This window comes from Amycolatopsis sp. NPDC004169, from assembly GCF_040610315.1.
Taxonomy (GTDB): Bacteria; Actinomycetota; Actinomycetes; order Mycobacteriales; family Pseudonocardiaceae; genus Amycolatopsis.
Window position 1 is genome coordinate 39,465 of sequence record NZ_JBEXMD010000036.1, and the last position, 25,945, is coordinate 65,409.

Genomic DNA, 25,945 nt, shown 5'->3' on the forward strand with positions numbered 1-25,945 from the left:
AAAATTAAGCGTCGATGGCTTCGCGGTCGATCCGGTCCGATGAGGCGACCAGCCAGTTGCGCCGGGGCTCGACCTTCTCGCCCATCAGCAGCTCCAGCGCGCCTTCGGCGGCTTCGACGTCGTCCATGGTGATCCGGCGGACCGAGCGGGTGGCCGGGTTCATCGTGGTCTCCCACAGCTCGTCGGCGTCCATCTCGCCGAGACCCTTGAACCGCGGCACCGGGGTGACGATGCTCTTGCCCGCCCGCTCCAGCTCGGCGAACTTCGTCTCCATCTCCTGCTGGGTGTACGTGAAGTGCGTTTCCGGGTTGCGGCCCTTCGTGACGAGCTTGTGCAACGGCGGCATGGCCGCATACAGCCTGCCGTCCTCGATCACCGGGCGCATGTACTTCGCGAACAGCGTGATCAGCAGGGTGCGGATGTGCGAACCGTCGACATCGGCGTCGGCCATCAGGATCACCCGGCCGTAGCGCATGGTCGACAGGTCGAACGTGCGGCCGGTGCCCGCGCCGAGGACCTGCACGATCGACGCGATCTCGGCGTTCTTCAGCGTGTCGCCCAGCGACGCCTTCTGCACGTTCAGGATCTTGCCGCGCAGCGGCAGCAGCGCCTGGTACTCCGACACGCGCGCCATCCGCGCCGACCCCAGCGCGCTGTCGCCCTCGACCAGGAACAGCTCGGAACGGGAGACGCCGGTGGTGCGGCAGTCGACCAGCTTCGGCGGCATCGCCGCGCCCTCCAGCGCGGTCTTGCGCCGGGCGGCGTCCTTCTGCTGCTTCTGGGTGAGCCGCACGCGCGAGGCGTCGACGACCTTCTGCAGCACGACCTTGGCCTCGGACTTCGTCTTGCGATCCTCGGTCCAGGCCTTGACGTGCTTGTCGACGATGCCCTGCAGCACGCGGGTGATCCCGGCGGTGGACAGCTCGTCCTTGGTCTGCGAGGTGAACTGCGGCTCCGGCAGCCGGACGTGGATCACGGCTGTCATGCCCTCGAGGACGTCCTCCAGGGTCGGCATGTCCTCCTTGGGCTTGAGCAGCCCGCGGGTCTTGGAGATGGCCTCCTGCAACGCCTTCGTCACCGCGCGGTCGAAGCCGCGGCGGTGGGTGCCGCCGTGCACGTTGCGGATCGTGTTGGTGAAGCACTCGACCGTGCGCTCGTAGCCGGTGCCCCAGCGCAGCGCCACCTCGACCTCGGCGTGCCGCTCCACATTGGACTGCATGACGCCCGCGGCGTCGGCCGCGTTCTCCTTGTACGTGCCTTCGCCGGTGATCAGCAGCGTGCCGCAGACCGGCTTCTCGCCCGACGGGGTGAGGAAGTCGACCATGTCGGCCAGGCCGTGCGGGAAGTGGAACGTCTCTTCGTTGATCGTGTCTTCGATCGCCGTGCGCAGCACGTACGTGACGCCTGGGACGAGGAACGCGGTGTTGCGCAGCTTCGTGCGCACGCCTTCGACGTCGAGCGCCGCGCCGGACTCGAAGTAGCGCGCGTCGTACCAGTAGCGGATCGACGTGCCGCTGCGCTCGCCGCGCTTCATCTTGCCGGCGACGTTCAGCCCGGACCGGCGGGTGAACTTCGCCTTCGGGCCCGGCGCGTCGAACGTGCCCGGCACGCCGTGCTTGAACGACATCTGGTGGACCTTGCCGTCCTGCTTCACCGTGACGTCGAAGCGGTGCGACAGCGCGTTGACCGCCGAAGCGCCGACGCCGTGCAGGCCGCCGGAGGTCTTGTAGCCGGAGCCGCCGAACTTGCCGCCGGCGTGCAGCCGGGTCAGCACCAGCTCGACGCCGGACAAACCGGACTTGGCGTGGGTGCCGGTCGGGATGCCGCGGCCGTCGTCGTCGACCTGGACGCTGCCGTCGGCGTGCAGTGTGACGACGATCTTGGTCGCGTAGCCCGCGACCCCCTCGTCCGTGGAGTTGTCCACCACCTCGGAGAAGAGGTGGTTGATGCCCCGGCTGTCGGTGGAGCCGATGTACATCCCGGGTCGTTTGCGGACGGCTTCGAGACCCTCGAGATGCGTCAGGTCGTCGGCCCCGTACAAGGTCTCGGCAGTCACAGGGTCGTTCTCCCGGATCGTGGCTCGCGAAAGTGCTGGTGGTGGTGCGGACTCGCCTGCACCGTAGTGCAGGATATCCGCCGACCCCGACAACTTTCGCGCGCTGCCCTCCCCGGAGTGGCGGGCGCCGCCTCCTAGCGGGGGTCGTAGCCCAGGTCGGGCCACAGGCCCAGCAGGGCTTCGATCTTCCGCGGGACCTGGAAGCTGTTCCGGAAGTTCGGCTTCTCGCCGATCGCGGCGAGGGCCTTGCGGAGGTCGCCGAAGGCCGGCCTGGCGCCCGACTGCCGGGTCAGGACGTAGCAGTACGTGCGCCGCGGGTAGGCGAACTCGTCGATGTGCGCCTGCAGGACGAGACCGGGTGCCTCGATGCGGGACCCGACGAGGGGACGGCCCTGCTTCTGGCTGTAGACGGGGATCACGTGCACGCCCGCGCGGAGCGTGCGCGGCGGGTCTTGGCCCTGGCCGTCGTCGGCCCAGAGCAGCTCGACCCGGAACGGCGATTCGCCGTTTTCGCCGGGGTGGTTGTACTCGCGCTGCAGCTCTTCGAGCCGGTACTCGGCCTCGGCGGACGGCTCGCCGCCTTCGACGAGGCTGACCAGGTACAGCTCGGCCGGGCGCGGCCAGGCCGGCCGCGGCACGTCGGTGGCCTCGGGAGCTTCGGGGGCCGCGGCTTCGGGCGCGGCCGCAACCGGTTCCGCCGCCGCGGGCTCGGTGGTGGCCGGGGTTTCGGGCCGCGCCGCGGGCGAGCCGGCTTCGGCGGCCGCGTGCTCCGCGCCCGGCTGCGCCGGGCGGGCGGGGTCGGCGGGCGATGGCACCGGGGAACCGGTTGCGGAGGTGCCCGGCGCGGTGGTGGCGCCCGCGGCGGGGGTGCCGGGCACACCGGGGCGGACCGGTGAAGCGGGCGGGGTGGCCGGGCGCACCGGCGAGGGCGGCGGCGTCGCGGCCACGGGCCGGACCGGCGTCGCCGGGCGGCTGGTCACCACCGGCCGGGCGGGCGCGGCGGCGGACCGGGTGGGCGTCGCCGGGCGGGCCGTGACCGGCTTGCCGGCGCCGTACTGCTCCAGGAGCGGCTCCAGGTCACCGGCGGTCAGCGACGGGCCGGCGAGGTCGCACCACTCGAGCCAGGCCTCCTGGGCCTCCTCGACGGTGTGCCGCTCGTGGGAGAGGGTGACGGCCTCGAACAGCTGCCGCGGGCCGGCCGCGGTGACGTCGGCCGAGCCGACCACCACGAAGGACGGGTCGTCCTCCGCGATCACCAGCTTGGCGTTCAGCCCCCGCAGCGAGTGCACGATCACACCCGCCTTGACCCAGTGCAGCAGCGCGTGCGGGCTCGTCGCGCCGGACAGCACGGTGTCCAGGCTGGCGTCCGTGATCAGCGTGTCGCCGGGTTGCAAGGGCAGCAGGGCCGCCGCGCCGGGCCCGACGTGACCGAAGGCGGCCACCAGGTTCCGGCGCGGGGCGAGCAAGGGGGTGATCGAGGCCCAGATGTCGCGACCGGCGAGTAGTCGTACCGAACGTTCTGCCAAACCCAGCCGAGCGAGCTCCGCGTCCATGTCCTTGACCTTAGCCGGTGCCCCCAGTGCGCTTGTCGGCCGGAATATCTCTTGCTTGGAAGTAGTTGAACGCGCATGTAAGATGGTGCTCGCGAAGGGAGCAGGTCATGCAGTTCGGAATCTTCACGGTGGGCGACGTCACGACCGATCCCACGAACGGAACCACGCCGACGGAACACGAGCGGATCAAGGCGATGGTCCGCATCGCGCTCAAGGCGGAGGAGGTCGGCCTCGACGTCTTCGCGACCGGTGAGCACCACAACCCGCCGTTCGTCCCGTCGTCCCCGACGACGATGCTCGGCTACATCGCGGCGCAGACGTCCAAGCTCGTCCTGTCCACGTCGACGACCCTGATCACCACGAACGACCCGGTGAAGATCGCCGAGGACTTCGCGATGCTGCAGCACCTCGCCGACGGCCGCGTCGACCTGATGATGGGCCGCGGCAACACCGGCCCGGTCTACCCGTGGTTCGGCCAGGACATCCGCCAGGGCATCCCGCTGGCCATCGAGAACTACGCGCTGCTGCGCAAGCTGTGGCGCGAGGACGTCGTCGACTGGCAGGGCAAGTTCCGCACCCCGCTGCAGGGCTTCACCTCGACCCCGCGGCCGCTGGACGACGTCCCGCCGTTCGTCTGGCACGGCTCGATCCGCAGCCCGGAGATCGCCGAGCAGGCCGCCTACTACGGTGACGGCTTCTTCGCCAACCACATCTTCTGGCCGAAGGAGCACTTCCAGCAGCTGATCGCCTTCTACCGCCAGCGGTTCGAGCACTACGGCCACGGCTCGGCGGACCAGGCGATCGTCGGCCTCGGCGGCCAGGCGTTCATCCGGCCCAAGTCCCAGGACGCGTGGAACGAGTTCCGGCCGTACTTCGACAACGCCCCGGTGTACGGGCACGGCCCGTCGCTGGAGGAGTTCACCGACCAGACCCCGCTGACCGTCGGCAGCCCGCAGGAGGTCATCGACAAGACGCTGACCTTCCGCGAGCACTTCGGCGACTACCAGCGCCAGCTGTTCCTGCTGGACCACGCCGGCCTGCCGCTGAAGACCGTGCTGGAGCAGCTCGACCTGCTCGGCGAGCAGGTGGTCCCGGTGCTGCGCAAGGAACTGGACGCGATGCGCCCGGCGCACGTCCCGGACGCGCCGACGCACGAATCCCTGAAGGCGGCGGCTTCGGCCGCAGTGGAGGCGACAGTATGAAGCTCGCAGTGGTGACGGCGGGGCTTTCGGTGCCCTCGTCGACCCGCCTGCTGGCGGACCGCCTGGCCGCGGCGACGGTCGCCGCGGCCGGGTCCCCGGTCGAGGTTTCCGTGGTGGAGCTGCGGGACATCGCACTCGACATCACGAAGAACCTGCTGACCGGCTTCCCGAGCCCGGAACTGCGCACGGCCATCGAGACGGTGACCGGCGCGGACGCGGTGATCGCGGTGACACCCGTGTTCACGGCCGGCTACAGCGGCCTGTTCAAGTCGTTCTTCGACGTGCTGGACACCGATTCCCTGGTGGGCACGCCGGTGCTGCTCGCGGCGACCGGTGGCACGGAACGGCATTCGCTGGTGCTCGACTACCAGCTGCGGCCGCTGTTCGGTTACCTGAAAGCGGATCCGGTCGCGACGGGCGTGTACGCGGCTTCGTCCGACTGGGGCGGTGGCGAGGCTTCGGGGGCGTTGCAACGGCGGATCGAGAAGGCGGGCGCGGAGCTGGCTTCGGCCGCCGAGGGGCGGGTGGCCGCTCCGAAGGAGCCGGACTTCGTTCCGTTCGAACAGCTCTTGGCGCAGTAGCCGCCCGTCAGCGGTGGTGGACGCGGTACCGCAGGTGGGTGACGCCGGCCCCGGCCACCATCTCGGTCCGCTCCAGGTCGAACTTCCCGGTGCCGGGATCCCCGAAGTAGCGCACGCCTTCGCCGAGCAGCACCGGCACCAGGTCGATCCGCAGCTCGTCGAGCAGCCCGAGGCGCAGGCACTGCTGGGCGATCGACGGCCCGGACACGCCGACCGTCCCGTCGCCGGCCGCCTTGGCACGGTCGATCGCGCTCTCGACGTCCGCGCAGAACGTGAAGGCCGCCAAGTGGTCCGCGGGCCAGCCGGTGGGCGGCGGTCGGTGCGTCACGACGAACGCCGCGCCGCCGCCCGGCGGCCTGCCGCCCCAGCCGTGGGTGTACTCGAAGACGCGGCGGCCGCAGACGAACGCGCTGTGGCGCATCGAATCGAGGAAGTCGCTCAGGTATTCCGCGCTGGCGGGGGCCACGCGGAACGTCATCGGGTAGCCGATCATCGGCACCTCGACGTCCCCGGCCCGGTACCAGTCGAAGAGCGGTCCGACGCTGTCGTCGGGCCGCGCCGCGAACCCGTCCAGCGACATGCAGAAGCTCGCCACCACTCCCGGCATGAGCCGCACCTCTCTTGCAACCGTCTGGTTTATCAACCTTCGAGTTTAATATAGGCCGCCTGTCAAGACGGGTGCCGAAAGTAGGGGGCGGTGCCCGCCCTCCGGCAGGAGCCGCTGGGGGTGGCCCGCGCCTACTTTTCCCGTCATGATCAGGCTTCTCCTCGTCCTCGCGGCCCTCCTGCCTGCCACTCCGGCCCCGGCGCACGCGGCGGCCCCGCCGGATATCGACGGGTACGTCCGCGCCCACCTCGACCACACCGGCCTCCCGGGCGCCGCGGTAGCGATCACCCACAACGGTGACGTCGTCCGCGTCGCCGGCTACGGCCACGACGCGGCGGGCGCCCCGATCACCGCGTCGACCCGGCTCCCGATCGCGTCGCTGAGCAAGTCCATGACCGCCTTCGCGGCCCTGCAGCTGGCCGAAACCCACCGGCTCGACCTCGACGAACCGGTGACGCGGTACCTCCCGGACTTCCGGCTCGCCGACCCCCGCGGCGCGAAGATCACCGTCCGGATGCTGCTGGACCAGACGTCCGGGATGGCCGACTCGGCGTTCCCCGACCTGAGGCTGCCGCAGCCGCACAGCCTCACCGAGGCCGTCACCCGGCTGAAGGACGCGCGGCTGGCCAGCGAGCCGGGCGCGGAGTTCCGCTACCACAACCCGAACTACGAGGTGGCCGCGCGGATCGTCGAGGTCGTGGCCGGGCAGCCGTTCGCGGAGTACCTGAAGACGCGGCTGTTCGCCCCGCTCGGGATGACGGCGAGCACCACGGTGGACACCCCGCCCGCCGGGGCCGAGGGGTACGTGCGGGCCTTCGGGATCGAGCTGCCGGTGTCCGAACCGGACTGGTTCACCGGGGGCAGCCACGGCGTGCTCACCACCGCGGAGGACCTGGCGAAGTGGCTGCGCGCGCAGCAGGACGGCGGCGGGGTGCTGAGCCCGGCGTCGGTCCGGAGCGCCCACACGCCCGCGCCCGGCCGCGACTACGCGCTCGGCTGGCGCGTCCGGGACGGGCGGGCGTCCCACACCGGCGACTGGTTCTCCCACACCGCGGCGCAGGTGCTGCTGCCCGGCGGGTACGCCGTCGCCGTGGTGGCGAACACCGGCCTGTCCTTGGACAACGAAGCGGAACTGCTGGCCCAGGACCTGGCGAGCGTCCTGGAAGGCGGGTCTCCGGAGCCTTCGCTGCCCGCCGGGGTCGTGGCCGACCGGGTACTCGGCGCGCCGGCACTGGCCGCGGTGGGCCTGGCGGTGCTCGGCGTGCGCCGGGCCCGGAAGCGGCATTGGTGGCGGCTCGTGCCGCCGCTGCTGCCGCTCGTCCCGCTGGTGTTCCTGCCCGAGCTGCTCGGATGGGTATTCGCCGGACGGCGGGGTACCTACGCCCAGGTGCTCTACGTCTGGCCGGGGCTCGTGGTCTCGCTCGGCGTCGTCGCGCTGGCGGGCCTGATCGTGGCCGTGGCCAGGGCGCGGGCCCTCGTGAGTGGCACGCGAGGCCGGGACCAGGAAGAATCGGGTGAAACGAGGGGAGACGCCCAGTGGGCATCGGCAAGCAGGCGAAGCGGATCCTGATCACGGTGGCGGGTGTGATCCTGCTGGTGGTCGGGGTGGTGCTGCTCGTCCTCCCCGGCCCGGGGCTGCTGTTGGTGCTCGCCGGGCTCCTGCTGCTGGCCTCGGAGTTCCCGGCGCTCGAGCGGTACGTCGACCCGGTCCGCGACCGCGCGATGAAGGCGGCCGAGGACAGCGTGTCCTCACCGCTGCGGATCGCCGGCTCGGTGCTGGCCGGCCTGGTCCTGCTGGCGGCGGGGATCGTGTGGGGCACGGTGAAGTCGCTGCCCTTCAGCGGCTGGAGCACCGGGTCGAGCTTGATCCTGTCGTCGGTGATCCTGTTCGCGCTGCTGATCTGGAGCTACCGGCGGGTGAAGGGACGGCGGGAGGCCGCCAGTCACAGCTGAGAACCGTGACGTCGATCGCCTGCTGCAGCGCCGGTCCGGCGTCCCGGTCGAGGTAGTCCGACGGGCAGACGTCGAGACTGCCCGGCCCGGCCGGCTTGGTCGGCTCGCGGGGCTGGTCCTCCGGCCGTGGTCGGCTGTCGCGCCATTGGGCGCGTCGCCGGCCGGGTCGGCAAAGCTCTTCTTCGGCTGCGCCGAGTCGACCTACGACCACGACTTCGGCTGGATCGACGTGAGCTGCGTGGCCGAGGCCGGCACCGCCGTCCCGGCCGGCAGCAGCGCCGCGGTGGCGGCGAGAACGCCCGCTCTGGCGGGCAAAACCGATCTTCGAGAGCCCGCGAGGCTCACCCCCGGCAAACGTGGGGCCCGGGGACCGCGATCGCGGTCCCCGGGCCGAGCACGCACCGGCGAGGTTCCCGGTTGCCCTACTTCCCGCTGGAGTACAGCGCGCTCACGTCCGCGTCGGACAGTGCCCGGTCGTAGACGTGGACCTGGTCGACCGCGCCGTTGAGGAAGTCGACCGGGCCGCCGCCGTACTTGCCGCGGCCGATCACCGTGTGGCCCGTCGAGGCGTCACCGAGGCAGACGCTCTTCGTCGCCACCGGCTGGCCGTCGACGTACAGCTTGAGTGTGCCCGCGGCCGCGTCGCGGACGCCGACCACGTGGTACCAGCGGTTCGCCTCCGGGGCGGTGGGCGCCAGGGCCCGCGTGCCGACGAAGCTCATCGCCAGCCGGTGGTCCTGGCCCGAGTACTGCAGGAAGAACGCGCTGTTGCTGTCGCCGTCCTGGCTGACGATCGTCTGGAAGCCGTCGCCGACCGCGTTGAACTTGACCCACGCGGCCGCGCTGTAGCTGCCTTCGGTGTTCACCAGTGCGGCGCCGGTGTCGGCGAACTGGCCGGAACCGTTGGTGGCCAACGCCGAACCGCTCTTGCCCGCGGTCCAGGACGCGCCGCCGACGAGCGTGGCGTCGTGGCTGCCGGCGACGTCCTTCGCCACCGTGCCCGCGTTCTCGTCGAACGGGTACGCGGCGATCCCGTCGATCCCGGGTGTTCCGGCGGGAACGGACGGCCCGGGAACCGGGGTGCCGGTGGCGCCCTTGATCACCGCGAGGTTCGCCGCGCGGACCGCCGCGAAGTCCATCTTCTTCACCTGCCGGTCGTAGGTGAAGAAGCCGTTGACCTCCTTCTCGACGTCGGTGGTCTGCGTGTAGACACCCGCGGACACCCCGCACCGCTGGGCGACCAGCAGCAGGCGCTGCTGCAGTTCGCCGTAGCGCCGGGTCAGGGTCGCGCTGTCGGGCTCCATCTCGTAGGCGAAGCTGCCCGCCGCGTCGAACTCGTGGCCGGCGACCTTGAGGCCGAGGCCGCCGTACTCGCCGTCGACCGCCGCGCGGGTCCCGGACTGCGCCGGCGTCCCGGGGCCGGTGTAGGTGTGGTCGTCGTAGATGTCACCGCGGCCGCTGTCCGGTTCGGACCGGCAGCAGTTGACGCCGGATTCCGCGTTCACCAGCCGCGAGGGGTCCCACGACTTGACCTCGTCGGCGATACGGCCGACCTCGTAGTCGCCCCAGCCCTCGTTGAACGGCACCCACGTGACGATCGACGGGAAGCTGCGGTGCTGGTCGATCATCCGCTTCATCTCGGACTCGTAGTTGACCCGCGACGCCGCGGACGGCTCGACGTCGTCCTTCATCGCCGGCATGTCCTGCCAGACCAGGAGCCCGAGCTTGTCGGCGTAGTAGTACCAGCGGTCCGGCTCGACCTTGATGTGCTTGCGCACCATGTTGAAGCCGAGCGCCTTCTCCTGCTCGAGGTCGAACTTCAGGGCCGCGTCGGTCGGCGCGGTGTAGATGCCGTCCGGCCAGAAGCCCTGGTCGAGCGGGCCGACCTGCATGACGAACTTGCCGTTGAGCAGCATCCGCTGCTTGCCGTCGGCGGTCTTGCCGAGGCCGATCGTGCGCAGCCCGAAGTACGAGCCGACCTCGTCGCCCGACGGGACGAGCTTGACCCGCAGGTCGTAGAGGAACGGGTCGTCCGGCGACCACAGGTGCGGCCGGTCCACCTTGAGCTTCAACGGCTGGTTGGCGTCACCGCTCACCCGCCCGACCGGGCGGCCGTGGTCGTAGGCGACCGCTTCGACGCGCTGCTTCACCGGCCCGCCGACCACCGCGGTCACCGTCACCGAACCGAGGTCCGGCGTGACGTCCAGCCGGTCGATGCGCGCGGACGCCACCGGTTCCATCCAGACGGTCTGCCAGATGCCCGAAGACGGTGTGTAGAAGATGCCGTCCCCGGGTTGGCGCTGCTTGCCGATCGGCTGCCCGCCCTGGTCGTTCGGGTCGGCGACGCCGACCACGACCTCCTGGGTCTTCGCGGTGGTCAGTGCGTCGGTGACGTCGACGGACCAGGCGTCGTAGCCGCCGGTGTGGCGGCCGACGGTCTTGCCGTTGACGATCACGGTGGCGTCGTAGTCGACGGCCTGGAAGTGCAGCAGCAGCCGCTGGCCGCTCTTGCCGACCTGCCAGGTCTTCGGCACCTCGAAGGTGCGGCGGTACCACATGTTCGTTTCGTGGCGCATGATCCCGGACAGCGCGGACTCGACCGGGTAGGGCACGAGGATGCGCTCTCCCAGCGTCTTGCCGACGGGCGCGGCTTCACCCGGGGTCGCCTTGGCGAACTCCCAGACGCCGTTGAGGTTCTGCCACTTCTCGCGGGTCAGCTGCGGTCTCGGGTAGTCCGGTAGGGCGTTGGCGGGGGAGACGTCGTTCGTCCACGGGGTGGACAGCGGCGGGGTGAGCCGCTGCCACTGGGGCGGGGATGCGGCGTGCGCGGCGGGGACCGCGAGTCCGGTCACGGCCAGTGCCAGCACGGCGGCCAGGCGGGCAGGGCGGAACATCGTCGAACCTCCTGGTAGGGGACAGGGGTCAGCGGGTGCGGGAGCGCGCGAGCAGGCGCTGGATGACCACGACGACGAGCAGGAAGGCGCCGCTCACCACGGTCTGGTAGTTGGAGTCGAGGGTGCCGATCTGGTTGATGACGTTCTGGATCAGCGTGCGCAGCAGCACGCCGACGAGCGTGCCGATGACGGTGCCGGCCCCGCCGGTGAGCAGCGTGCCGCCGATGACGACGACCGAGATCGCGTCGAGTTCGGTGCCGACGCCGATCACCGTGACGCCGGACTGCAGGTACGCGGCGGTGAGGATGCCCGCGAAGCCGGCGAGGGCGCCGCTGAGCGTGTAGAGGCTGATCTTGGTGCGGGCCACCGGGAGGCCCATCAGCACGGCCGACTGCTCGGCACCGCCGATGGCGAACACGGACTGGCCGAAGCGGGTGCGCCGCAGCAGCAGGCCGCCGAGGGCGAACAGGACGAGCGTCAGGTACACCGGGACACCGACACCGAAGATAGTGCCCTGGCCCAGCCAGAGGAACGCCGAGCCGGGGTCCACTTTGTACGTCGTCGCGCCCTCGGAGGTCAGGGCCAGCAGCAGTCCCCTGGCGAACAGCAGCGACGCCAGCGTGACGATGAACGGCGCCATCCCGGTGCGGGCGATGAGCAGGCCGTTGACGAACCCGATCAGCGAGCACACCGCCAGCGGCAGCAGGATCGCGACGACCAGCCCGTACTGGGCGCCGTACGCGGCGAGGACACCGCCGAGCGCGTAGTTGGAGCCGACCGAGAGGTCGATGCCGCCGGAGATGATCACGAACGTCATGCCGAGCGCGATCACGGCGAGGAACGAGCCCTGCAACACCAGGTTGCGCAGGTTGTCCGCGGTACCGAAGTGCGGGAACGCGAACCACGCCACGGCCATGCCGAGGACGAGCACGACGGCCGCGCCCTGGCGTTGCAGGACCCCGGCGAAGGCGGCGCGCGAGGCCTGGGTCTGGGTCGCGGTCATTTGCTGCTCCGCTCACGTGCGACGTAGACCGCGACGACGATGATGGCCGCCTGGACCATCTGCGCGGTCGAGTCGGGCAGGTTGTGCTTGATCAGGGTGGCCTGGACGAGCTGCATGAGCAGCGCGCCGAACACGGTGCCGAGGACGCGGACCCGGCCGCCGGTCAGCGGGGTGCCGCCGACGACGACCGCGGTGATCGCCGACAGCTCCATCAGCAGGCCGACGTCGCTCGGGTCGCTGGCGGCCAGCCGCGAAGTCGCCAGCACGCCGGCGATCGCCGCCAGTGCCCCGGAGATCACGTAGACGCTGACGAGCACGCGTTTCACGGGCAGTCCGGCCAGGGTGCTCGCGGCGCGGTTGCCGCCGATGGCGACCAGGTGCCGCCCGAACGTCGTGCGCTGCACGACGAGCCCGGCGAGCACGGACAGCACGCCCGCGACGATGACCATGATCGGCACGCCGAAGAGGTCGCCGGTGCCCAGCTCCAGGAAGTCCCGGTTGTGCAGCTGGACGAGCTGGCCGTGGGCGATCACGAGCGCGAGCCCGCGGCCGCCGACCAGCAAGGCCAAGGTCGCGATGATCGGCTGGATCCCCAGGTAGGCCACCAGGTAGCCGCTGAACAGGCCGGAGACGATCCCGGCGATGACGGCGACGATGACCGCCATCAGCGGGCCGGCGCCGAGGTAGAGCGGGATGAGCGCGGCGGCGATCGACATCACCGAGCCGACCGACAGGTCGATGCCCTCGGTGCCGATCACCAGCGCCATGCCGAGCGCGACGATGCAGACCGGCGCCGCCTGCACCAGCTGGGTGCGGAAGTTGGCCGCGGACAGGAAGTTCTCGGTGAAGGCCACGTTGAACAGCAGCAGCACGACGACGGCCAGGTAGACGCCGTAGTTCTGCAGCCACGCGGTGACCTTCGCGCGGTCGGGGGTTCTGGTCAGGGTGGCGCTAGACATCGTTGTCACCCTCGGTGGCGATCGCGGTCAGGACGTTCTCCTCGGTGATCCGGTCGCCGGTCAGCTCGCCGACGACCGAGCCGTCGCGCAGCACGACCACGCGGTCGGAGCCGTCGATCAGCTCTTCGAGTTCGGACGAGATAAGCAGCACGCCGAGCCCTTCCTGCGCCAGTTCGTCGATCAGCGCCTGCACCTCGGCCTTCGCGCCGACGTCGATGCCGCGGGTCGGCTCGTCCAGCAGCAGGATCTTCGGGCCGGTGGCGAGCCAGCGGGCCAGCAGCACCTTCTGCTGGTTGCCGCCGGAGAGCTCCGACACCTTCTGCTCGGGACTGGCCGCCTTGATCCGCAGGCGCTCCATGAAGATCTTGACGATCTTGTCCTGTTTGGCCTTGCTGACCAGGCCGAACGGCGAGAGCGTCGGCAGCGCGGCGAGCACGATGTTCTCGCGGACCGACAGGTTCGGGATGATCCCGTCGGTCTTGCGGTCCTCGGCCAGCAGCGCGATCCCGGCCCGCATGGCGGCCTTGATCTTGCCCTTCTTGAGCGGTTTCCCGGCCAGCAGCACGCTGCCGCCGTCGAGCGGGAACGCGCCGACGATGGCCCGCGCGGTCTCGCTGCGGCCGGAGCCGAGGAGGCCGGCCAGTCCGACGACCTCGCCGGGCCGGATGCTCACCGAGACGTCGTGCAGCTTCCGCAGGCCACTGAGGTGCTCCGCCTTGAGCAGCGGCTCGCGCTCGACGTCGTGCTCCTCGCCGAACGCCGTGACACCTTCCTCGCGGATCTGCCTGATCTCCCGGCCGAGCATCAGCGAGACGAGCTCGATGCGCGGCAGCGGCTTCAGCGGTCCACTGTGGACGACCCGGCCGTCGCGCAGCACGGTGACGCTGTCGCACACCCGGTACAGCTCGTCCATCCGGTGGCTGACGTAGACGATCGCGATGCCCTGCGCGTGCAGCCGGTTCAGCACCTCGAAGAGCGTCTCGACCTCGCGCGGCTCGAGCGACGACGTCGGTTCGTCCATGATGACGACCTTGGCGTCGGTCGAGACCGCGCGGGCGAGGGCGACCATCTGCTGCGCGCCGACACCGAGGGTGTGCAGCGGCCGCTTGACGTCGTCGTCGATGCCGTAGCCCTTGAGCAGCTCGCGGGCGTCGGCGTACATCTTCGACCAGTCCACCAGGCCCGCGCGGGTGCGCGGCTCGCGGCCGAGGAAGACGTTGCCGGCGATGCTCATCAGCGGGACGAGGTTGACCTCCTGGTAGATCGTGGAGATCCCGGCCCGCTGCGCGTCGATCGGCCGCTTGAACGCCACCGGCTCGCCGAGGTGGCGCACCTCGCCCTCGTCGGGCTGGTAGACGCCGGTGAGCACCTTGATCAGGGTGGACTTGCCGGCGCCGTTCTCGCCGACCAGGGCGTGCACCTCGCCCGGCGCCAGCGCGAAGCTGACGTCGTCGAGCGCGAGGGTGCCGGGGAACCGCTTGGTCACCCCGGCCACCTCGAGCACCGGTGCGGTCCTCACTTCGGTGGTGGCCGTCACTGGTAGGAGTTCCCCACCTTCTGGGCCGCGTTGGTCTCGTCGTACTGGTCGTCGGTGATGACGATGCTCGCCGGGATCGGCTCGCCGTTCTCGAACTTCTGCAGCGTCTGGAAGGCCAGCGGGCCGAAGCGCGGGTTCGACTCGATCACGGCGTTGTAGCTGCCGTCGACGATGAGCTGCACGGCGTTGCGGGTGCCGTCGATGGAGACGATCTTGACGTCCTTGCCCGGCGTCTTGCCCGCCGTCTTGAGGGCGTTGACCGCGCCGACGCCCATCTCGTCGTTTTCGGCGTAGACGGCGGTGATGTCCGGGTGGCTCTGGATCAGCTGCTCCATCACGGCCTGGCCCTTGGACCGGTCGAACTCGCCGGTCTGCTCGGCGACCACGGACAGGCCGGGCGTCTTCGCGAGCTCGTCCTTGAAGCCCTTGGTCCGGTCGGTGGTCACGTTGTTGCCCGACGAGCCGAGCAGGATCGCGACCTTGCCGGTGCCACCGGTGGACTTCACCATCGCCTGCGCCGCGCGCTTGCCCTGTTCGACGAAGTTCGAGCCGATGAAGGTCAGGTAGTCGCTGCACGGCTGCGACGTCACCTTGCGGTCGATGGTGACGACGGGGACCTTCTTGGCCTTCGCCGCGTCGAGGGCGGGCTGGAGGCCGTCGGAGTTCAGCGGCGCGACGATCAGCAGCTGGGCACCGCGGTCGAGCATCGACTTGATGTCGCTGATCTGCCGGTTGAGGTCGCTCTGGGCGTTGGTGACGAGCAGCTTGTCGCTCGCGATACCGAGCTTGGCGGCTTCGTCGCGGATGGACTGCGTCTCGGTGATCCGGAAGGGGTTGGCCTCCTTTTCGGACTGGGAGAAACCCACCACCGCGGTCTTCAGGTCGACCTTGGGGTAACCGGTCTTCTCGAGCGTGCAGCCGTCGGCGGACGGCGCGGCGGACTGGGCGGAGGCGGCAGGCCCGGCGCCACTGGCGGGGGCCGCGGGGGTTTCTTCCCTGCTCGTGCAGGAGGTGAGGGTCAGCGCGGCGGCGGCTGCGGTGACCAAGACCAGTCGGGGGCGGGAGGACAAGAGCACGGTGACTCCTCGGGCAGCGTCGTCGGTGGCCCGCTCGCCGGGGTGATCGGAGTCACCACGGGAGCCTTGGGGTACTTTTTACATCGTTGGAACAACGTTGTAAACCGGCAGCGGCTCGCTACACTTCGTGCTCACTCTCTGAAGGGACCGCCCGTGACCGTGACGCTCAAGGACGTCGCCACGCTTGCCGGAGTGTCGGTGAAGACGGTGTCGAACGTCGTGAACGGCTACGCCTTCGTCAAGCCGGAAAACCGGCGGCGCGTCGAGGAAGCCCTGGCGGCGACCGGGTACCGGCCGAACGTCGGGGCCCGCAACCTCCGCCGCGGCCGGACCGGGTTCCTGGCGCTGATGGTGCCGGAGCTGTCGATCCCGTACTTCGGCGAGCTGGCCGGCCTGGTCATCACGGCGGCCCAGAAGCGCGGCTGGAGCGTCCTGATCGAACAGACCCAGGGCACGCGGTCACGGGAGCGGGAGACGCTTTCGTCGCTGGGGCCGCACCTGGTCGACGGCGCGCTGGTGCACCCGGAAGCCTTGGAGGCGGCGGACTTCCCGGCCGACCCGGGCGGGATCCCACTGGTCATGCTGGGCGAGCACGCGGTGGACGTGCCGATCGACCACGTGGCGATCGACAACGTCCTGGCGGCGCGCACGGCGGTGTCGCACCTGGCCTCGCTGGGCCGCACCCGCGTCGCGGCGATCGGGCGGAACCCGTCCCGCGGGACGTCGTCCCAGCGGCTGGCCGGTTACCGGGCCGCGCTGGACGCGGCCGGTTTGTCCTATTCGGACGCTCTGGTGGCCCCGGCGGAGAAGTGGCACCGCTCGGTGGGCGCGGCGGCGATGAAGTCGTTGCTGGCCCTGCCTTCGCCGCCGGACGCGGTGTTCTGCTTCAACGACCTGCTGGCCATCGGCGCCCTGCGCGCGGTGGCCGAACTCGGGCTGCGCGTGCCGGAGGACGTGGCGATCGTCGGGTTCGACAACAACGAAGAGAGCGCATTCTCACTGCCCTCGCTGACGACGATCGCGCCGGACAAGACGGCGCTGGCGGAGGCCGCGGTGGACCTCGTGCACCGGCGGATCACCGGGGACAAGACGTCCCCGCCGCAGGACATCCAGACCCCGTTCGCCTTGGAGATCCGCGAAAGCACCCGCGGCCGCTGACCCCACCGGACGACACGCGTACCCAGCCAGACGACTCGCGTACCCAGCCGGACGACTCGCGTACCTGGACGGTCGGCCTGCGTACCTGGACGGTCGGCTCGTGGTCCGACTCCCCAGGTACGCGGGCCGACCCTTCGGGTACGCGGGCCGACTCTCCGGGTACGCGGGGCGGCCCTTCGGGTTCGCGGGGCGGCGTTCCGGGCGGGCTAGCGGGAGGGCCAGTGCCAGGAGGGGCGGTCGAGGCGGCCCTGGCCGGTCACCTTCGTCTCGCCGTACTCCTTCTCCAGCTCCACCGTGCCCACGTCCGTCACCGCCGCCAGTGCGCGGATCAGGGGCTGGGCGTGGGACACCACCACCAGCTGGGTCTCCTTCGCCGCCGTCGCGATCAGCGATGCCAGTGCCGGGAGGAGGTCCGGGTGGAGGCTCGTCTCGGGCTCGTTCAGCACCAGCAGCTCCGGCGGGCGCGGGGTCAGCAGGGCCGCCACCCACAGCAGGAACCGGAGTGTCCCGTCCGAGAGCTCCGCCGCCGAGAGCGGCCGCAGCAGGCCGTGCTGGCGGAACTCGACCGACAGCAGGCCGTCCTCGGAGCGCCGCACCTCCACCGTCGAGTCCGGGAAGGCCGCGTCGACCACTTCCGCCAGCTCCGCGGCCCGGCCCACCTCGATGATCGTCTGCAGCGCCGCCGCCAGGTCGGCGCCGTCGTGGGCCAGCACCGGGGTGCGGGTGCCGATGCGGGACTGGCGGGCCGGGGCGTCGATGTCGGTGCGGAAGTGGTCGTAGAACCGCCACGACCGGATGCGTTCGCGCAGCACCAGCAGTTCCGGGCAGGCCCGTGGATCGGCGAACTCGCTCAACATGCTGTCGGTCAGCCGGATCTTGAACCGCTCGTCGCCCCACGACCCGGAGGCCACGCGGGTGCGCACCGACGGGCCGGCCCGGTCCGCCAGCAACGCCGACGGCCGCAGGACCGGCCCCGACCACACCGCTTCCCGCTTGAACTCCGGGTCGAGGTTGAACAGCGTCGCGCCCGGCACCGGCAGCCCGAGGTCGAGCGCGTAGCCGAACTCGTCGCCCGCGAAGCCGAGCCGGAGCCCGACGGCCTTCGTGTGCACCTTGCCCTGTACCCGCGTGGTGCCCCGCCGGACGCCGTTCTCCGGGCCGGCCCACAGCGTCGAGGGCAGGCCGCCCTCCCGCGCCAGTGCCGCCACGGCACCGTTGCGGGAGGCGTCCGCCAGCAGCCGCAGCGCCCGGTACAGGCTCGATTTGCCGCTGCCGTTCGGCCCGGTGACGACGGTCAGCCCGGACAGCGGCAGGACCAGGTCACGCAGTGAGCGGTAGTTCGCGACGGCGAGCGTGGTGAGCATGCCGCCGAACCTATCCGGTTCGGCGGCGCCCGAGCGGGTCCGGCCACCGGCGTCGGCCGGTGGTCGGCCCGCTGCGGTGACCGGACGTGCTACCGGACCGGCATCGTCACTTCGTAGACGCGGGTCGCGGCCTTGCGGGCGCCGGTGAAGCCGTTGGCCCACAGGGATTCCACCTGTGACGCCTCGGTCGCGTTCGGATTGGCGTTGGTGCACGACGGGCCGGGGCCACCACCCGACATCAGCTCCGAGCACGGGCCTTCGTAGTGGTCCGGCAGGCCGAGCGCGTGGCCGGTTTCGTGGGCCGCGATGCGGGTCTGGTCGTACTGCCCGGCCTGGGTGTAGTCGATGAAGATGGTGCCGCTGCCGTGGCCGTCGGTCTGCGCGTACGAGCCGCGCGGGTCGTTGCCCTCGGTGTAGTGCAGCGAAGCGCCCGAGGAGCTCTCCTGGAGCTTGACGTTCGACACCGCCGCGTTCCAGTTGGCCGCGCCCGCGTTGATCACCGCGCGGAAGCTGGGGGCGTCCGAGGTGTCGTAGTAGACGATCGTGGCCGCCTTCGGGGCCGCGGAGGCCGGGCCGGCCGTCAGCGGGGTCGCGATCATGGCCAGAGCGACGGCGGCACCGGGCAGCAGGTACTTCCTGGACATCGGGACGACTCCTTGCCGTGGGGAATTTACCGGGTCTGCGCGCGCTGGGTGTCGAACTTACGGAATCGCCCGGCGTTTGTGACCCGACTTTCGTACGGCTTGGGGCCGTTCGGCTCAGCCGACCGGCTCGGCCAGCGGGACGTCGTCCTCGCCGAGCCACGATCCGCGCCACGCCAGATCGGTCGCGGCCAGCGGTTTCCCGCAGCTGTCGCACTTCGGGCCCGGCCGGGTGGGCTGCCCGCAGCGGGAGTGGACCAACGTCGTCGGCCCGGCGTCCGAAGAGGTGTGGGTGTGTCCCCACGTGCCGAGCGCGTGCAGCACCGGCAGGGCGTCCAAGCCGGCCTGCGTCAGGCGGTACTCGTGGCGGGTCCGGCCGCCGTCGCGGTAGGGGAGCCTGGTCAGCAGGCCGCGGTCGACGAGCTTCGCCAGCCGGGTGGTCAGCACGTTGTCGGCGATGCCGAGCTGGCTGCGGAAGTCCTCGAACCGGGTGGTGCCGGCGGTGGCGTCGCGCAGGATCAGCAGCGTCCACGGCTCGCCGAGGACGTCGGCGGCGCGGGCGATCGGGCAGGCGGCGTCCGCCCAGGTGATGCGACGGCTCATCGTGTGATCCCTTCGAGCTGACTTGCTTGGAGCAAGTTTACGCCGTACTGTCGGCTTCAGCTAGCTTGCAATGAGCAAGCCAGGTGCGAGAGGAGTTCGTCATGGACATCACGGGTGCGGTCGCGCTGGTCACCGGGGCCAACCGGGGCCTCGGCCGCCGGTTCGCCGCGGAGCTGCTGGAGCGCGGCGCGGCCAAGGTGTACGCCGCCGCGCGGAACCCCGAGTCGATCGACCTGCCGGGCGTGGTCCCGCTGCGGCTCGACGTGACCGACCCGGAGTCGATCCGGGAAGCCGCGAAGACCGCCGGCGACGTCACGCTGCTGGTGAACAACGCCGGTTCGTCGACCGGGGCGTCGCTGCTCGGCGGGTCCCTCGAGGACATCCGGCTGGAGATGGACACGCACTACTTCGGCACCCTGGCCGTGACGCGTGAGTTCGCGCCGGTCCTCGAGCGCAACGGCGGCGGCGCGGTGCTCAACGTGCTCTCGGTGCTTTCCTGGTTCACCGCGCCCCAGGTCGCGGCGTATTCCGCGGCGAAGTCGGCGGCCTGGTCGCTGACCAACGCGCTGCGGCTGGAGCTCGCGCCGCAGAAGACGCAGGTGACGGCGCTGCACGTCGGGTACATGGACACCGACATGGCCAAGCACGTCGACGGCCCGAAGGTCGACCCGGCCCTGGTGGCGAAGCTGGCGCTGGACGGCGTCGAAGAAGGCCGCTTCGAGGTGCTCGCCGACGACGTGAGCCGGAACGTGCGGGCCGGGCTCGCCGGCGATCTCCCCGCGCTGTACCCCGCGCTGGTTTCCTGAACGGTTTTCCGGACCCCGGAATACCGGCCCTTCCGTCGCGGGCGTATGAATAGGCGGGTGGCGGAACGCGTCGAAGCGGGAATGGGCCGGAGACGAAATCGCTGGGGCGAAGGCGAACGGTTGCGCGGCGAGATCCTGGCCGCCGCCGGACGGCTCCTCGCCGAGCTCGGCGGCGAGGACGGGCTGACGATCCGCGGCGTCGCCCGGGCCGTCGGCATCGCCCCGGCGAGCATCTACCAGCATTTTTCCGATCGTGCGGAATTGGTCCGCGGATTGCTCGACCACGAATACGCCCGGCTGCGTGATTCGATGCGCGCGGCGGAGCAGTCACGGCCCGAATCCGACGTCGTCGGCCGGATTCGGGCCCAGATTCACGCCTACTGCGCCTTCGCGATGCAGAATCCGGGGCATTACCGGCTGATGCTCGCGAACGGTGCGTCCGACCTGGAGCCCGGCACCCGCCCGACCGGCCCGCTCCTGGACGTGATCGACCGGCTGACGGCGGGCTTCGAACGCTGCGTCGAGGCGGGGCACGAGCTGCGCGTGACGCCGGGCCGCGCGGCGGCGGTGGTGTTCGTCGGCGCGCACGGCCGGGTCGCGTTGTTCCACAGCGCGCTGAACCGGACCGGGGCCGAGCTGGTGGAGCCGTTCGTGGACGAACTGGTGTCCCTGGTGTTCGCCTGATCGGACGGTGGCGCGGCCCGCCGGAGGATGCTTAGCATAGCTATGTAAATCTCCGGCGGCTCCGGGAGGTATCCGGTGGACGGCGTGCCCGCGTTTCCGATGACCCGGCGGTGTCCCTTCGACCCGCCCGCCGAACTCGGCGAACTGCCCCCGGTTTCCCGGGTGCGCCTGTGGAACGGCAGCACGCCGTGGCTGGTGACGCGCTACGACGACGTCCGCGCGGTGCTGCGGGATTCCCGGGTCAGCGCCGACTCCGACCACCCGGGCTACCCGCACCAGAGCGCGGCGTCGGCGGCCCGCCGCCACCGCGCGAAGTCGTTCATCACCATGGACGGCGCCGCGCACGCCGCCCAGCGCAAGCTGCTGACCGGCGACTTCCTGGTCAAGAAGATGGAGGCGCTGCGCCCGGCGATCCAGCGCATCGTCGACGACCTGGTCGACGGGCTGCTGGCCGGCCCGAAGCCGGTCGACCTGGTGACGGCGTTCGCGCTGCCGGTGCCGTCGCTGGTGATCTGCGAACTGCTCGGCGTCCCGTACGAGGATCGCGAGCTGTTCCAGGACATCACGAAGGTGATGGTGTCCCGCACGGCGACGCCGGCGGAAGCGGTGCAGGCCACCGAAGAGCTGCTGGCCTACTTGGGCGGGCTGGTGACGCGGAAGGCGGCCGACCCGGGCGACGACGTGCTGAGCAAGCTGGCGGTCACGCAGTACGCGACCGGGAAGCTGACCGCCGAAGAGGTCGCTTCGATGGGCCAGCTGCTCCTGGTGGCCGGCCACGAGACGACGGCGAACATGATCGCGCTGGGCACGGTGGCGTTGCTGGAGCACCCCTCGCAACTGGCGCTGGTGCGCACCGGCGACGCGGACCTGCTGCGCCGCGCGGTCGAAGAGCTGTTGCGCTACTTGAACATCACGCACACCGGCCGCCGCCGCGTGGCCACGGCGGACATCGAACTCGGCGGCGAGACGATCCGCGCGGGCGAAGGAATCATCGCGGCGGGCGACGCGGCCAACCGCGACGCGGCGGTGTTCGAGAACCCGGACCGCCTCGACGTGACCCGCGAGGCCCGCCACCACGTGGCGTTCGGGTACGGCGTGCACCAGTGCCTCGGCCAGACACTGGCCCGGGTGGAGCTGCAGGTGGTGTACGGGACGCTGTACCGCCGCATCCCGGGGCTGCGGCTCGCGGTACCGGTGGGGGAACTGGCGTTCAAGGACGACATGCTGGTGTACGGGGTGCACAGCCTGCCGGTCACGTGGTGATCAGATCGCCCGCTGGGCCGCGTCCAGGTTCTCCGCCAGCCACGTGGAGACGAACCGCTGCCGGTCCGCGTTCGTGTCCTGCCTCGGCACCATCTCCACCAGCATGATCAACCCCAGGTACACCCGGTACAACGTCAGCCGACGGCGGGCGGGGGCGTCGAAGGCCGCCCGGCCGTAGCCCTCCAGCAGCGGTTCGTCCAGGTCGTGGAACAACGTCAGCGAGACGAACTCCGCCACCGGGTCGCCCCAGAACGCGCGCTCCGCGTCGATGATGCCCGACACTCGGCCGCCGTCGACCAGGATGTTGCCCTGCCACAGGTCGAAGTGGACCAGAACCGGTGTCGTGACCTGCTCCAGCAGCGGCTCGTGGCGACGGACCAGGTGCGCGATCTCCGCCGCCGGGCGGGGCAGGCGGACGCCGTAGGTCGCCGCGTCCGCCAGGATTGCGTCCACCATCGCCCGGAACGCCGAAAACCACGTCGGGTGCAACGGGTCCTGGAGGTAACCGAACCCGTCGCCGGTCGTCGAGTGCAGGGCCGCCACGATCTTGCCCAGCTCCGCGCGCAGGTGCGGGCCGGTGCCGGGCGCTCGGTTCCACGGCTCGCCCGGCACCTCCGTCATCAGCAGGAACCCCGGCCCTTCGCCCACTACCGACGGCAGCGGCCCGGCCGCCAGGCGGTAGTACGCCGCCTCCGTGGCCAGCAGGTCGTGTTCGTAGGTCAGACCGGGGCCGGACGGCGCGATCTTGAGCACCAGCCGCCGTCCGTCCGCCAGCCGCAACCGCACCGCCCGGTTGTACGTCCCGCCGCCGATGTCCTCGGCCGACACCACCGCCGCCGGGTCGATGCCCGAGGCCGTCAGCTGCCCTTCCACGAGGCCGAGTCTTCCAGCTTTTCCGCCGCGTCGGCCAGGTCCTCCGGCGTCGGGGCGTCGTCCTGGGTCAGCGTCCGCCGCCAGTAGCCGGTGAACTCGATGGCGCTCTTCGCCAGCCCCCGCCCGACGAGGTGGCGGCGCACCGCCCGGACCGTCGACGCCTCCCCGGCCAGCCACGCCGCTTCCGGGAGGGCCGTCCCGCGCACCGCCTCCAGAAGACGGCTGCCGTGCTCGGCGCCGTTCCGGTGCAGCCACCGGACGCCGGGCAGCGGCTGCTCCTCCGCCGCGTCCGCGACCTCGACGAACGCCACCACATCGTCCACTTCGGACAAGATCGAAGCGATGGCGGGGATGGCCGTCTCGTCGCCCGCGCACAGCAGTGTGTCTGCTGTGGACAGTGGACGCCGGTACGCCGGATCCGGTCCGTACCGGCCGAGGACGTCACCCGGTGCCGCTCGGAACGCCCAGGCGGTGGCCGGTCCCGCCGCGCCGGCGTGCAGCACGAAGTCGATGTCGATCGTGTCGCCGTCCCGCGCGCGCACGGTGTAACTGCGCATCACCGGACGCTCCTCGGCCGGGATCGCCAGGTACGCCTGGTACCACCGCAGCACGTCGTCGCCGTCCGACGGCAGCCGCACCGGGCGGCCCGGCGGCGGGAACAGGAGCTTGAGCTGCTGGTCCGGCCACGCTTCCAGCTCGGCCAGGCCGTCGCCGGTGAAGGTGACGCGCACGACGCGCGGCGTCACCCGCCGCACCGCCGTCACTTCGAGCAGACCGGCCGGCTTCACGGCTTCCCCAGGTATTCGCGCAGGTGGCGGGCGGTCAACGTCGAGGCGTCCGCGACGAGCGCGGCCGGGGTGCCTTCGAAGACCACCCGGCCGCCGTCGTGGCCTGCCCCGGGGCCGAGGTCGATCAGCCAGTCGGCGTGGGCCATCACCGCCTGGTGGTGCTCGATGACGATCACCGTGTTGCCCGCGTCGACGATCCGGTCGAGCAGCGCCAGCAGCTGGTCGACGTCGGCCAGGTGCAGCCCGGTCGTCGGCTCGTCGAGGATGTAGGTCGACCCGCGTTCGGCCATCCGGATCGCCAGCTTGAGCCGCTGCCGCTCGCCGCCGGACAGCGTGGTCAGCGGCTGCCCGAGCGTGAGGTAGCCGAGGCCGACGTCGGCGAGGCGGTCCAGCACCGTCCGCGCGGTGCCGCCCGCGAAGAACTCGCGGGCCTCGGCGACGGACATCGCCAGCACCTCGCCGATGTTCTTGCCGCGCAGCTCGTAGGTGAGCACCTTGGGCGTGAACCGCCGGCCTTCGCACTCCTCGCAGACCGACGCGACCCCGGCCATCATCGCCAGGTCCGTGTAGATCACGCCGAGGCCCTTGCACTTCGGGCAGGCGCCTTCGGAGTTGGCGCTGAACAGGCTCGCCTTGACCCCGTTGGCCTTGGCGAACGCCGCCCGGATCGGGTCGAGCAGGCCGGTGTAGGTCGCCGGGTTGGACCGCCGGGACCCGCGGATCGCCGACTGGTCGACCACGACGACGTCGTCCCGGCGGGCCAGCGAGCCGTGGATCAGCGACGACTTCCCGGACCCGGCCACCCCGGTGACCACGGTCAGCACGCCGAGCGGGACGTCGACGCTGACGTCCTTCAGGTTGTGGAGGCGTGCGCCGGTGATCGAGAGGCGCCCGGTGGGCTGCCGGACCTCGGAGCGGAGGGTGACCCGGTGGTCGAGGTGGCGGCCGGTGAGCGTGCCGGACGCGCGCAGGCCGTCGACGCTGCCGGTGTAGCAGAGCCGGCCGCCGTCGGTGCCCGCGCCGGGGCCGAGGTCGACGACGTGGTCGGCGATCCGGATCGTCTCCGGCTTGTGCTCGACGACCAGGATCGTGTTCCCCTTGTCCCGCAGGCACAGCAGCAGGTTGTTCATCCGCTCGATGTCGTGCGGGTGCAGCCCGACGGTCGGCTCGTCGAAGACGTAGGTGACGTCGGTGAGGCTGGAACCCAGGTGCCGCACCATCTTCACGCGCTGCGCTTCGCCGCCGGAGAGCGTCGCGGATTCGCGGTCGAGTGAAAGGTAGCCGAGGCCGATCTCGACCAGCGAGTCCAGGGTGTCGCGCAGGTTGGCCAGCAGCGGCCGGATCGAGGGCGCGTCGAGGTTCCGCACGAACTCGGCGAGGTCGCTGATCTGCAGGGCGGCGCAGTCGGCGATGTTCTTGCCGTCGATCTTGGCCGACAGCGCGGCCTGGTTGAGCCGCGCGCCGCCGCACTCGCCGCAGGTGGCGAACGTGGCGGCCTTCTCGATGAACGCCCGCAGTTTCGGCTGCAGCGACTCGACGTCCTTGTGCAGGTAGAGCCGCCGGACCTTCACCGCGAGGCCCTCGTACGTGACGTTGGTCTTCCCGACCTTGACCTTGCAGGAATCCTTGTGCAGCAGGGCGTCGAGCTGCTCCGGCGTGAAGTCGCGGATCTTCGCGTCGGGGTCGTAGAAGCCGGAGGAGAGGTAGGTCTGCACGTACCAGGTGTCCGGCGTGAAGCCCGGCACCCGGATCGCGCCTTCGTTGAGGGAGAGGTCGAAGTCGAGCAGGGCGTCGACGTCGAGGTCCGAGACGCGGCCGAGGCCCTCGCAGGCCGGGCACATGCCTTCGGGCAGGTTGAAGCTGAACGCGCCGCTGGTGCCGACGTACGGCTCGCCGAGCCGCGAGAAGGCGATCCGCAGCATGGCGTACGCGTCGGTCGCGGTGCCGACCGTGGAGCGCGAGTTGGCCCCCATCCGCTCCTGGTCGACGACGATGGCCGCGCTCAGGTTCTCCAGCAGGTCGACGTCCGGGCGCGACAGGCTCGGCATGAACGACTGGAGGAAGGCGCTGTAGGTCTCGTTGATCAGCCGCTGGGACTCGGCCGCGATGGTGCCGAAGACCAGGGACGACTTGCCGGAGCCGGAGACACCCGTGAACACCGTGAGCCGTCGCTTCGGGATGTCCAGGTCGATGCCGGTCAGGTTGTTCTCCCGGGCCCCCCGGACCTCGATCACGTCGTGGGTGTCGGCGGCCCGCCTGGGTGAAGTCATACCGTCCTTCTCGATACTTTAGGCTGTAAAGTGATCTGCCAGCGTACAATACTTTAGGGTGTAAGGAGTCGGCA

22 protein-coding genes are annotated in these 25,945 nt (G+C 70.9%); 8 read left to right on the forward strand and 14 right to left on the reverse strand.

Annotated elements, in window-relative coordinates:
• Nucleotides 1-4: 4 nt before the first annotated feature.
• Both ABZX11_RS35830 and ABZX11_RS35835 read right to left on the reverse strand, forming a co-directional pair.
• Entirely contained in the window at nucleotides 5-2,056 is a 2,052-nt protein-coding gene (locus ABZX11_RS35830; RefSeq protein WP_176172766.1) for a DNA topoisomerase IV subunit B, read from the reverse strand.
• A gap of 134 nt (nucleotides 2,057-2,190) precedes the next feature.
• Nucleotides 2,191-3,609, reverse strand: a complete 1,419-nt coding sequence (locus ABZX11_RS35835; protein ID WP_354921667.1) for a hypothetical protein — start codon at nucleotides 3,607-3,609, stop codon at nucleotides 2,191-2,193.
• A gap of 107 nt (nucleotides 3,610-3,716) precedes the next feature.
• Here ABZX11_RS35835 and ABZX11_RS35840 point away from each other — a divergent pair, with 107 nt between their 5' ends.
• Together ABZX11_RS35840 and ABZX11_RS35845 are read left to right on the forward strand one after the other, a co-directional pair.
• The gene (locus tag ABZX11_RS35840; protein ID WP_354921670.1) at nucleotides 3,717-4,811 is read left to right on the forward strand and encodes an LLM class flavin-dependent oxidoreductase; all 1,095 of its coding nucleotides are present in this window, start codon (nucleotides 3,717-3,719) and stop codon (nucleotides 4,809-4,811) included.
• Nucleotides 4,808-5,392, forward strand: coding sequence for an FMN reductase (locus tag ABZX11_RS35845; protein ID WP_354921673.1), 585 nt, complete (start codon nucleotides 4,808-4,810; stop codon nucleotides 5,390-5,392). The genes ABZX11_RS35840 and ABZX11_RS35845 overlap by 4 nt, the downstream gene beginning before the upstream one ends.
• A 7-nt stretch (nucleotides 5,393-5,399) precedes the next feature.
• Here ABZX11_RS35845 and ABZX11_RS35850 read toward each other — a convergent pair whose 3' ends face one another.
• Nucleotides 5,400-5,999: a dihydrofolate reductase family protein gene (locus tag ABZX11_RS35850; RefSeq protein ID WP_354921676.1), complete on the reverse strand. Its 600-nt coding sequence runs from the start codon at nucleotides 5,997-5,999 to the stop codon at nucleotides 5,400-5,402.
• Nucleotides 6,000-6,144: 145 nt separating this feature from the next.
• Between ABZX11_RS35850 and ABZX11_RS35855 the strand changes: the two genes are divergently transcribed.
• On the forward strand, nucleotides 6,145-7,569 hold the full coding sequence (locus tag ABZX11_RS35855) for a serine hydrolase domain-containing protein (protein ID WP_354921678.1): 1,425 nt from the start codon (nucleotides 6,145-6,147) through the stop codon (nucleotides 7,567-7,569).
• Nucleotides 7,536-7,952 (forward strand): PGPGW domain-containing protein, encoded by a 417-nt coding sequence (locus tag ABZX11_RS35860; protein WP_354921681.1) that lies wholly within the window; start codon nucleotides 7,536-7,538, stop codon nucleotides 7,950-7,952. Before ABZX11_RS35855 ends, ABZX11_RS35860 begins: the two co-directional genes overlap by 34 nt.
• A gap of 422 nt (nucleotides 7,953-8,374) precedes the next feature.
• Here ABZX11_RS35860 and ABZX11_RS35865 read toward each other — a convergent pair whose 3' ends face one another.
• From ABZX11_RS35865 to ABZX11_RS35885, 5 genes are read right to left on the reverse strand one after another with little or no spacing between them, the layout of a single operon-like run.
• A complete protein-coding gene (locus tag ABZX11_RS35865; protein ID WP_354921684.1) occupies nucleotides 8,375-10,846 on the reverse strand; it encodes a LamG-like jellyroll fold domain-containing protein in 2,472 nt (823 codons plus the stop codon).
• Between the two features lie 28 nt (nucleotides 10,847-10,874).
• Complete coding sequence (locus tag ABZX11_RS35870; protein ID WP_354921686.1) at nucleotides 10,875-11,849, reverse strand: ABC transporter permease; 975 nt, start codon at nucleotides 11,847-11,849, stop codon at nucleotides 10,875-10,877.
• On the reverse strand, nucleotides 11,846-12,808 hold the full coding sequence (locus ABZX11_RS35875; protein ID WP_354921689.1) for an ABC transporter permease: 963 nt from the start codon (nucleotides 12,806-12,808) through the stop codon (nucleotides 11,846-11,848). The genes ABZX11_RS35870 and ABZX11_RS35875 overlap by 4 nt, the downstream gene beginning before the upstream one ends.
• Nucleotides 12,801-14,345: a sugar ABC transporter ATP-binding protein gene (locus ABZX11_RS35880; RefSeq protein WP_354921692.1), complete on the reverse strand. Its 1,545-nt coding sequence runs from the start codon at nucleotides 14,343-14,345 to the stop codon at nucleotides 12,801-12,803. Before ABZX11_RS35880 ends, ABZX11_RS35875 begins: the two co-directional genes overlap by 8 nt.
• On the reverse strand, nucleotides 14,342-15,421 hold the full coding sequence (locus tag ABZX11_RS35885; protein ID WP_176172755.1) for an ABC transporter substrate-binding protein: 1,080 nt from the start codon (nucleotides 15,419-15,421) through the stop codon (nucleotides 14,342-14,344). The genes ABZX11_RS35880 and ABZX11_RS35885 overlap by 4 nt, the downstream gene beginning before the upstream one ends.
• A gap of 153 nt (nucleotides 15,422-15,574) precedes the next feature.
• On the opposite strand from ABZX11_RS35885, the gene ABZX11_RS35890 reads away from it, so the two are divergent.
• Nucleotides 15,575-16,579, forward strand: coding sequence for a LacI family DNA-binding transcriptional regulator (locus ABZX11_RS35890; protein ID WP_176172754.1), 1,005 nt, complete (start codon nucleotides 15,575-15,577; stop codon nucleotides 16,577-16,579).
• Nucleotides 16,580-16,785: 206 nt separating this feature from the next.
• Here the strand turns inward: ABZX11_RS35890 and ABZX11_RS35895 are convergent, their stop codons facing one another.
• From ABZX11_RS35895 to ABZX11_RS35905, 3 genes are all read right to left on the reverse strand, one after another.
• Nucleotides 16,786-17,943, reverse strand: a complete 1,158-nt coding sequence (locus tag ABZX11_RS35895) for an AAA family ATPase (protein WP_176172753.1) — start codon at nucleotides 17,941-17,943, stop codon at nucleotides 16,786-16,788.
• A gap of 89 nt (nucleotides 17,944-18,032) precedes the next feature.
• On the reverse strand, nucleotides 18,033-18,587 hold the full coding sequence (locus tag ABZX11_RS35900) for a snapalysin family zinc-dependent metalloprotease (RefSeq protein WP_176172752.1): 555 nt from the start codon (nucleotides 18,585-18,587) through the stop codon (nucleotides 18,033-18,035).
• A gap of 114 nt (nucleotides 18,588-18,701) precedes the next feature.
• Entirely contained in the window at nucleotides 18,702-19,187 is a 486-nt protein-coding gene (locus ABZX11_RS35905; protein ID WP_176172751.1) for a winged helix-turn-helix transcriptional regulator, read from the reverse strand.
• A 101-nt stretch (nucleotides 19,188-19,288) separates the two neighbouring features.
• On the opposite strand from ABZX11_RS35905, the gene ABZX11_RS35910 reads away from it, so the two are divergent.
• The 3 genes from ABZX11_RS35910 (at nucleotide 19,289) to ABZX11_RS35920 (ending at nucleotide 21,940) form a co-directional block, all read left to right on the forward strand.
• Entirely contained in the window at nucleotides 19,289-19,993 is a 705-nt protein-coding gene (locus tag ABZX11_RS35910) for an SDR family oxidoreductase (RefSeq protein ID WP_354921697.1), read from the forward strand.
• An 81-nt stretch (nucleotides 19,994-20,074) separates the two neighbouring features.
• Nucleotides 20,075-20,677 (forward strand): TetR/AcrR family transcriptional regulator, encoded by a 603-nt coding sequence (locus ABZX11_RS35915; protein ID WP_176177920.1) that lies wholly within the window; start codon nucleotides 20,075-20,077, stop codon nucleotides 20,675-20,677.
• 99 nt (nucleotides 20,678-20,776) lie between these two features.
• Nucleotides 20,777-21,940: a cytochrome P450 gene (locus ABZX11_RS35920; RefSeq protein WP_354921805.1), complete on the forward strand. Its 1,164-nt coding sequence runs from the start codon at nucleotides 20,777-20,779 to the stop codon at nucleotides 21,938-21,940.
• On the opposite strand, the gene ABZX11_RS35925 is transcribed toward ABZX11_RS35920, so the two are convergent.
• From ABZX11_RS35925 to ABZX11_RS35935, 3 genes are read right to left on the reverse strand one after another with little or no spacing between them, the layout of a single operon-like run.
• A complete protein-coding gene (locus ABZX11_RS35925) occupies nucleotides 21,941-22,813 on the reverse strand; it encodes an aminoglycoside phosphotransferase family protein (protein ID WP_354921700.1) in 873 nt (290 codons plus the stop codon).
• Nucleotides 22,798-23,601, reverse strand: coding sequence for a siderophore-interacting protein (locus ABZX11_RS35930; RefSeq protein ID WP_354921703.1), 804 nt, complete (start codon nucleotides 23,599-23,601; stop codon nucleotides 22,798-22,800). Before ABZX11_RS35930 ends, ABZX11_RS35925 begins: the two co-directional genes overlap by 16 nt.
• Nucleotides 23,598-25,871 (reverse strand): excinuclease ABC subunit UvrA, encoded by a 2,274-nt coding sequence (locus tag ABZX11_RS35935; RefSeq protein WP_354921706.1) that lies wholly within the window; start codon nucleotides 25,869-25,871, stop codon nucleotides 23,598-23,600. The genes ABZX11_RS35930 and ABZX11_RS35935 overlap by 4 nt, the downstream gene beginning before the upstream one ends.
• Between the last annotated feature and the right edge of the window lie 74 nt (nucleotides 25,872-25,945).

Bases quoted from the DNA above. Each gene is read 5' to 3' on its own strand.
- ABZX11_RS35835 (WP_354921667.1), bottom strand. From the start codon at position 3,609: ATGGACGCGGAGCTCGCTCGGCTGGGTTTGGCAGAACGTTCGGTACGA.
- ABZX11_RS35840 (WP_354921670.1), top strand. From the start codon at position 3,717: ATGCAGTTCGGAATCTTCACGGTGGGCGACGTCACGACCGATCCCACG.
- ABZX11_RS35845 (WP_354921673.1), top strand. From the start codon at position 4,808: ATGAAGCTCGCAGTGGTGACGGCGGGGCTTTCGGTGCCCTCGTCGACC.
- ABZX11_RS35850 (WP_354921676.1), bottom strand. From the start codon at position 5,999: ATGCCGGGAGTGGTGGCGAGCTTCTGCATGTCGCTGGACGGGTTCGCG.
- ABZX11_RS35855 (WP_354921678.1), top strand. From the start codon at position 6,145: ATGATCAGGCTTCTCCTCGTCCTCGCGGCCCTCCTGCCTGCCACTCCG.
- ABZX11_RS35865 (WP_354921684.1), bottom strand. From the start codon at position 10,846: ATGTTCCGCCCTGCCCGCCTGGCCGCCGTGCTGGCACTGGCCGTGACC.
- ABZX11_RS35870 (WP_354921686.1), bottom strand. From the start codon at position 11,849: ATGACCGCGACCCAGACCCAGGCCTCGCGCGCCGCCTTCGCCGGGGTC.
- ABZX11_RS35875 (WP_354921689.1), bottom strand. From the start codon at position 12,808: ATGTCTAGCGCCACCCTGACCAGAACCCCCGACCGCGCGAAGGTCACC.
- ABZX11_RS35895 (WP_176172753.1), bottom strand. From the start codon at position 17,943: ATGCTCACCACGCTCGCCGTCGCGAACTACCGCTCACTGCGTGACCTG.
- ABZX11_RS35900 (WP_176172752.1), bottom strand. From the start codon at position 18,587: ATGTCCAGGAAGTACCTGCTGCCCGGTGCCGCCGTCGCTCTGGCCATG.
- ABZX11_RS35905 (WP_176172751.1), bottom strand. From the start codon at position 19,187: ATGAGCCGTCGCATCACCTGGGCGGACGCCGCCTGCCCGATCGCCCGC.
- ABZX11_RS35910 (WP_354921697.1), top strand. From the start codon at position 19,289: ATGGACATCACGGGTGCGGTCGCGCTGGTCACCGGGGCCAACCGGGGC.
- ABZX11_RS35915 (WP_176177920.1), top strand. From the start codon at position 20,075: ATGGGCCGGAGACGAAATCGCTGGGGCGAAGGCGAACGGTTGCGCGGC.
- ABZX11_RS35920 (WP_354921805.1), top strand. From the start codon at position 20,777: ATGACCCGGCGGTGTCCCTTCGACCCGCCCGCCGAACTCGGCGAACTG.
- ABZX11_RS35935 (WP_354921706.1), bottom strand. From the start codon at position 25,871: ATGACTTCACCCAGGCGGGCCGCCGACACCCACGACGTGATCGAGGTC.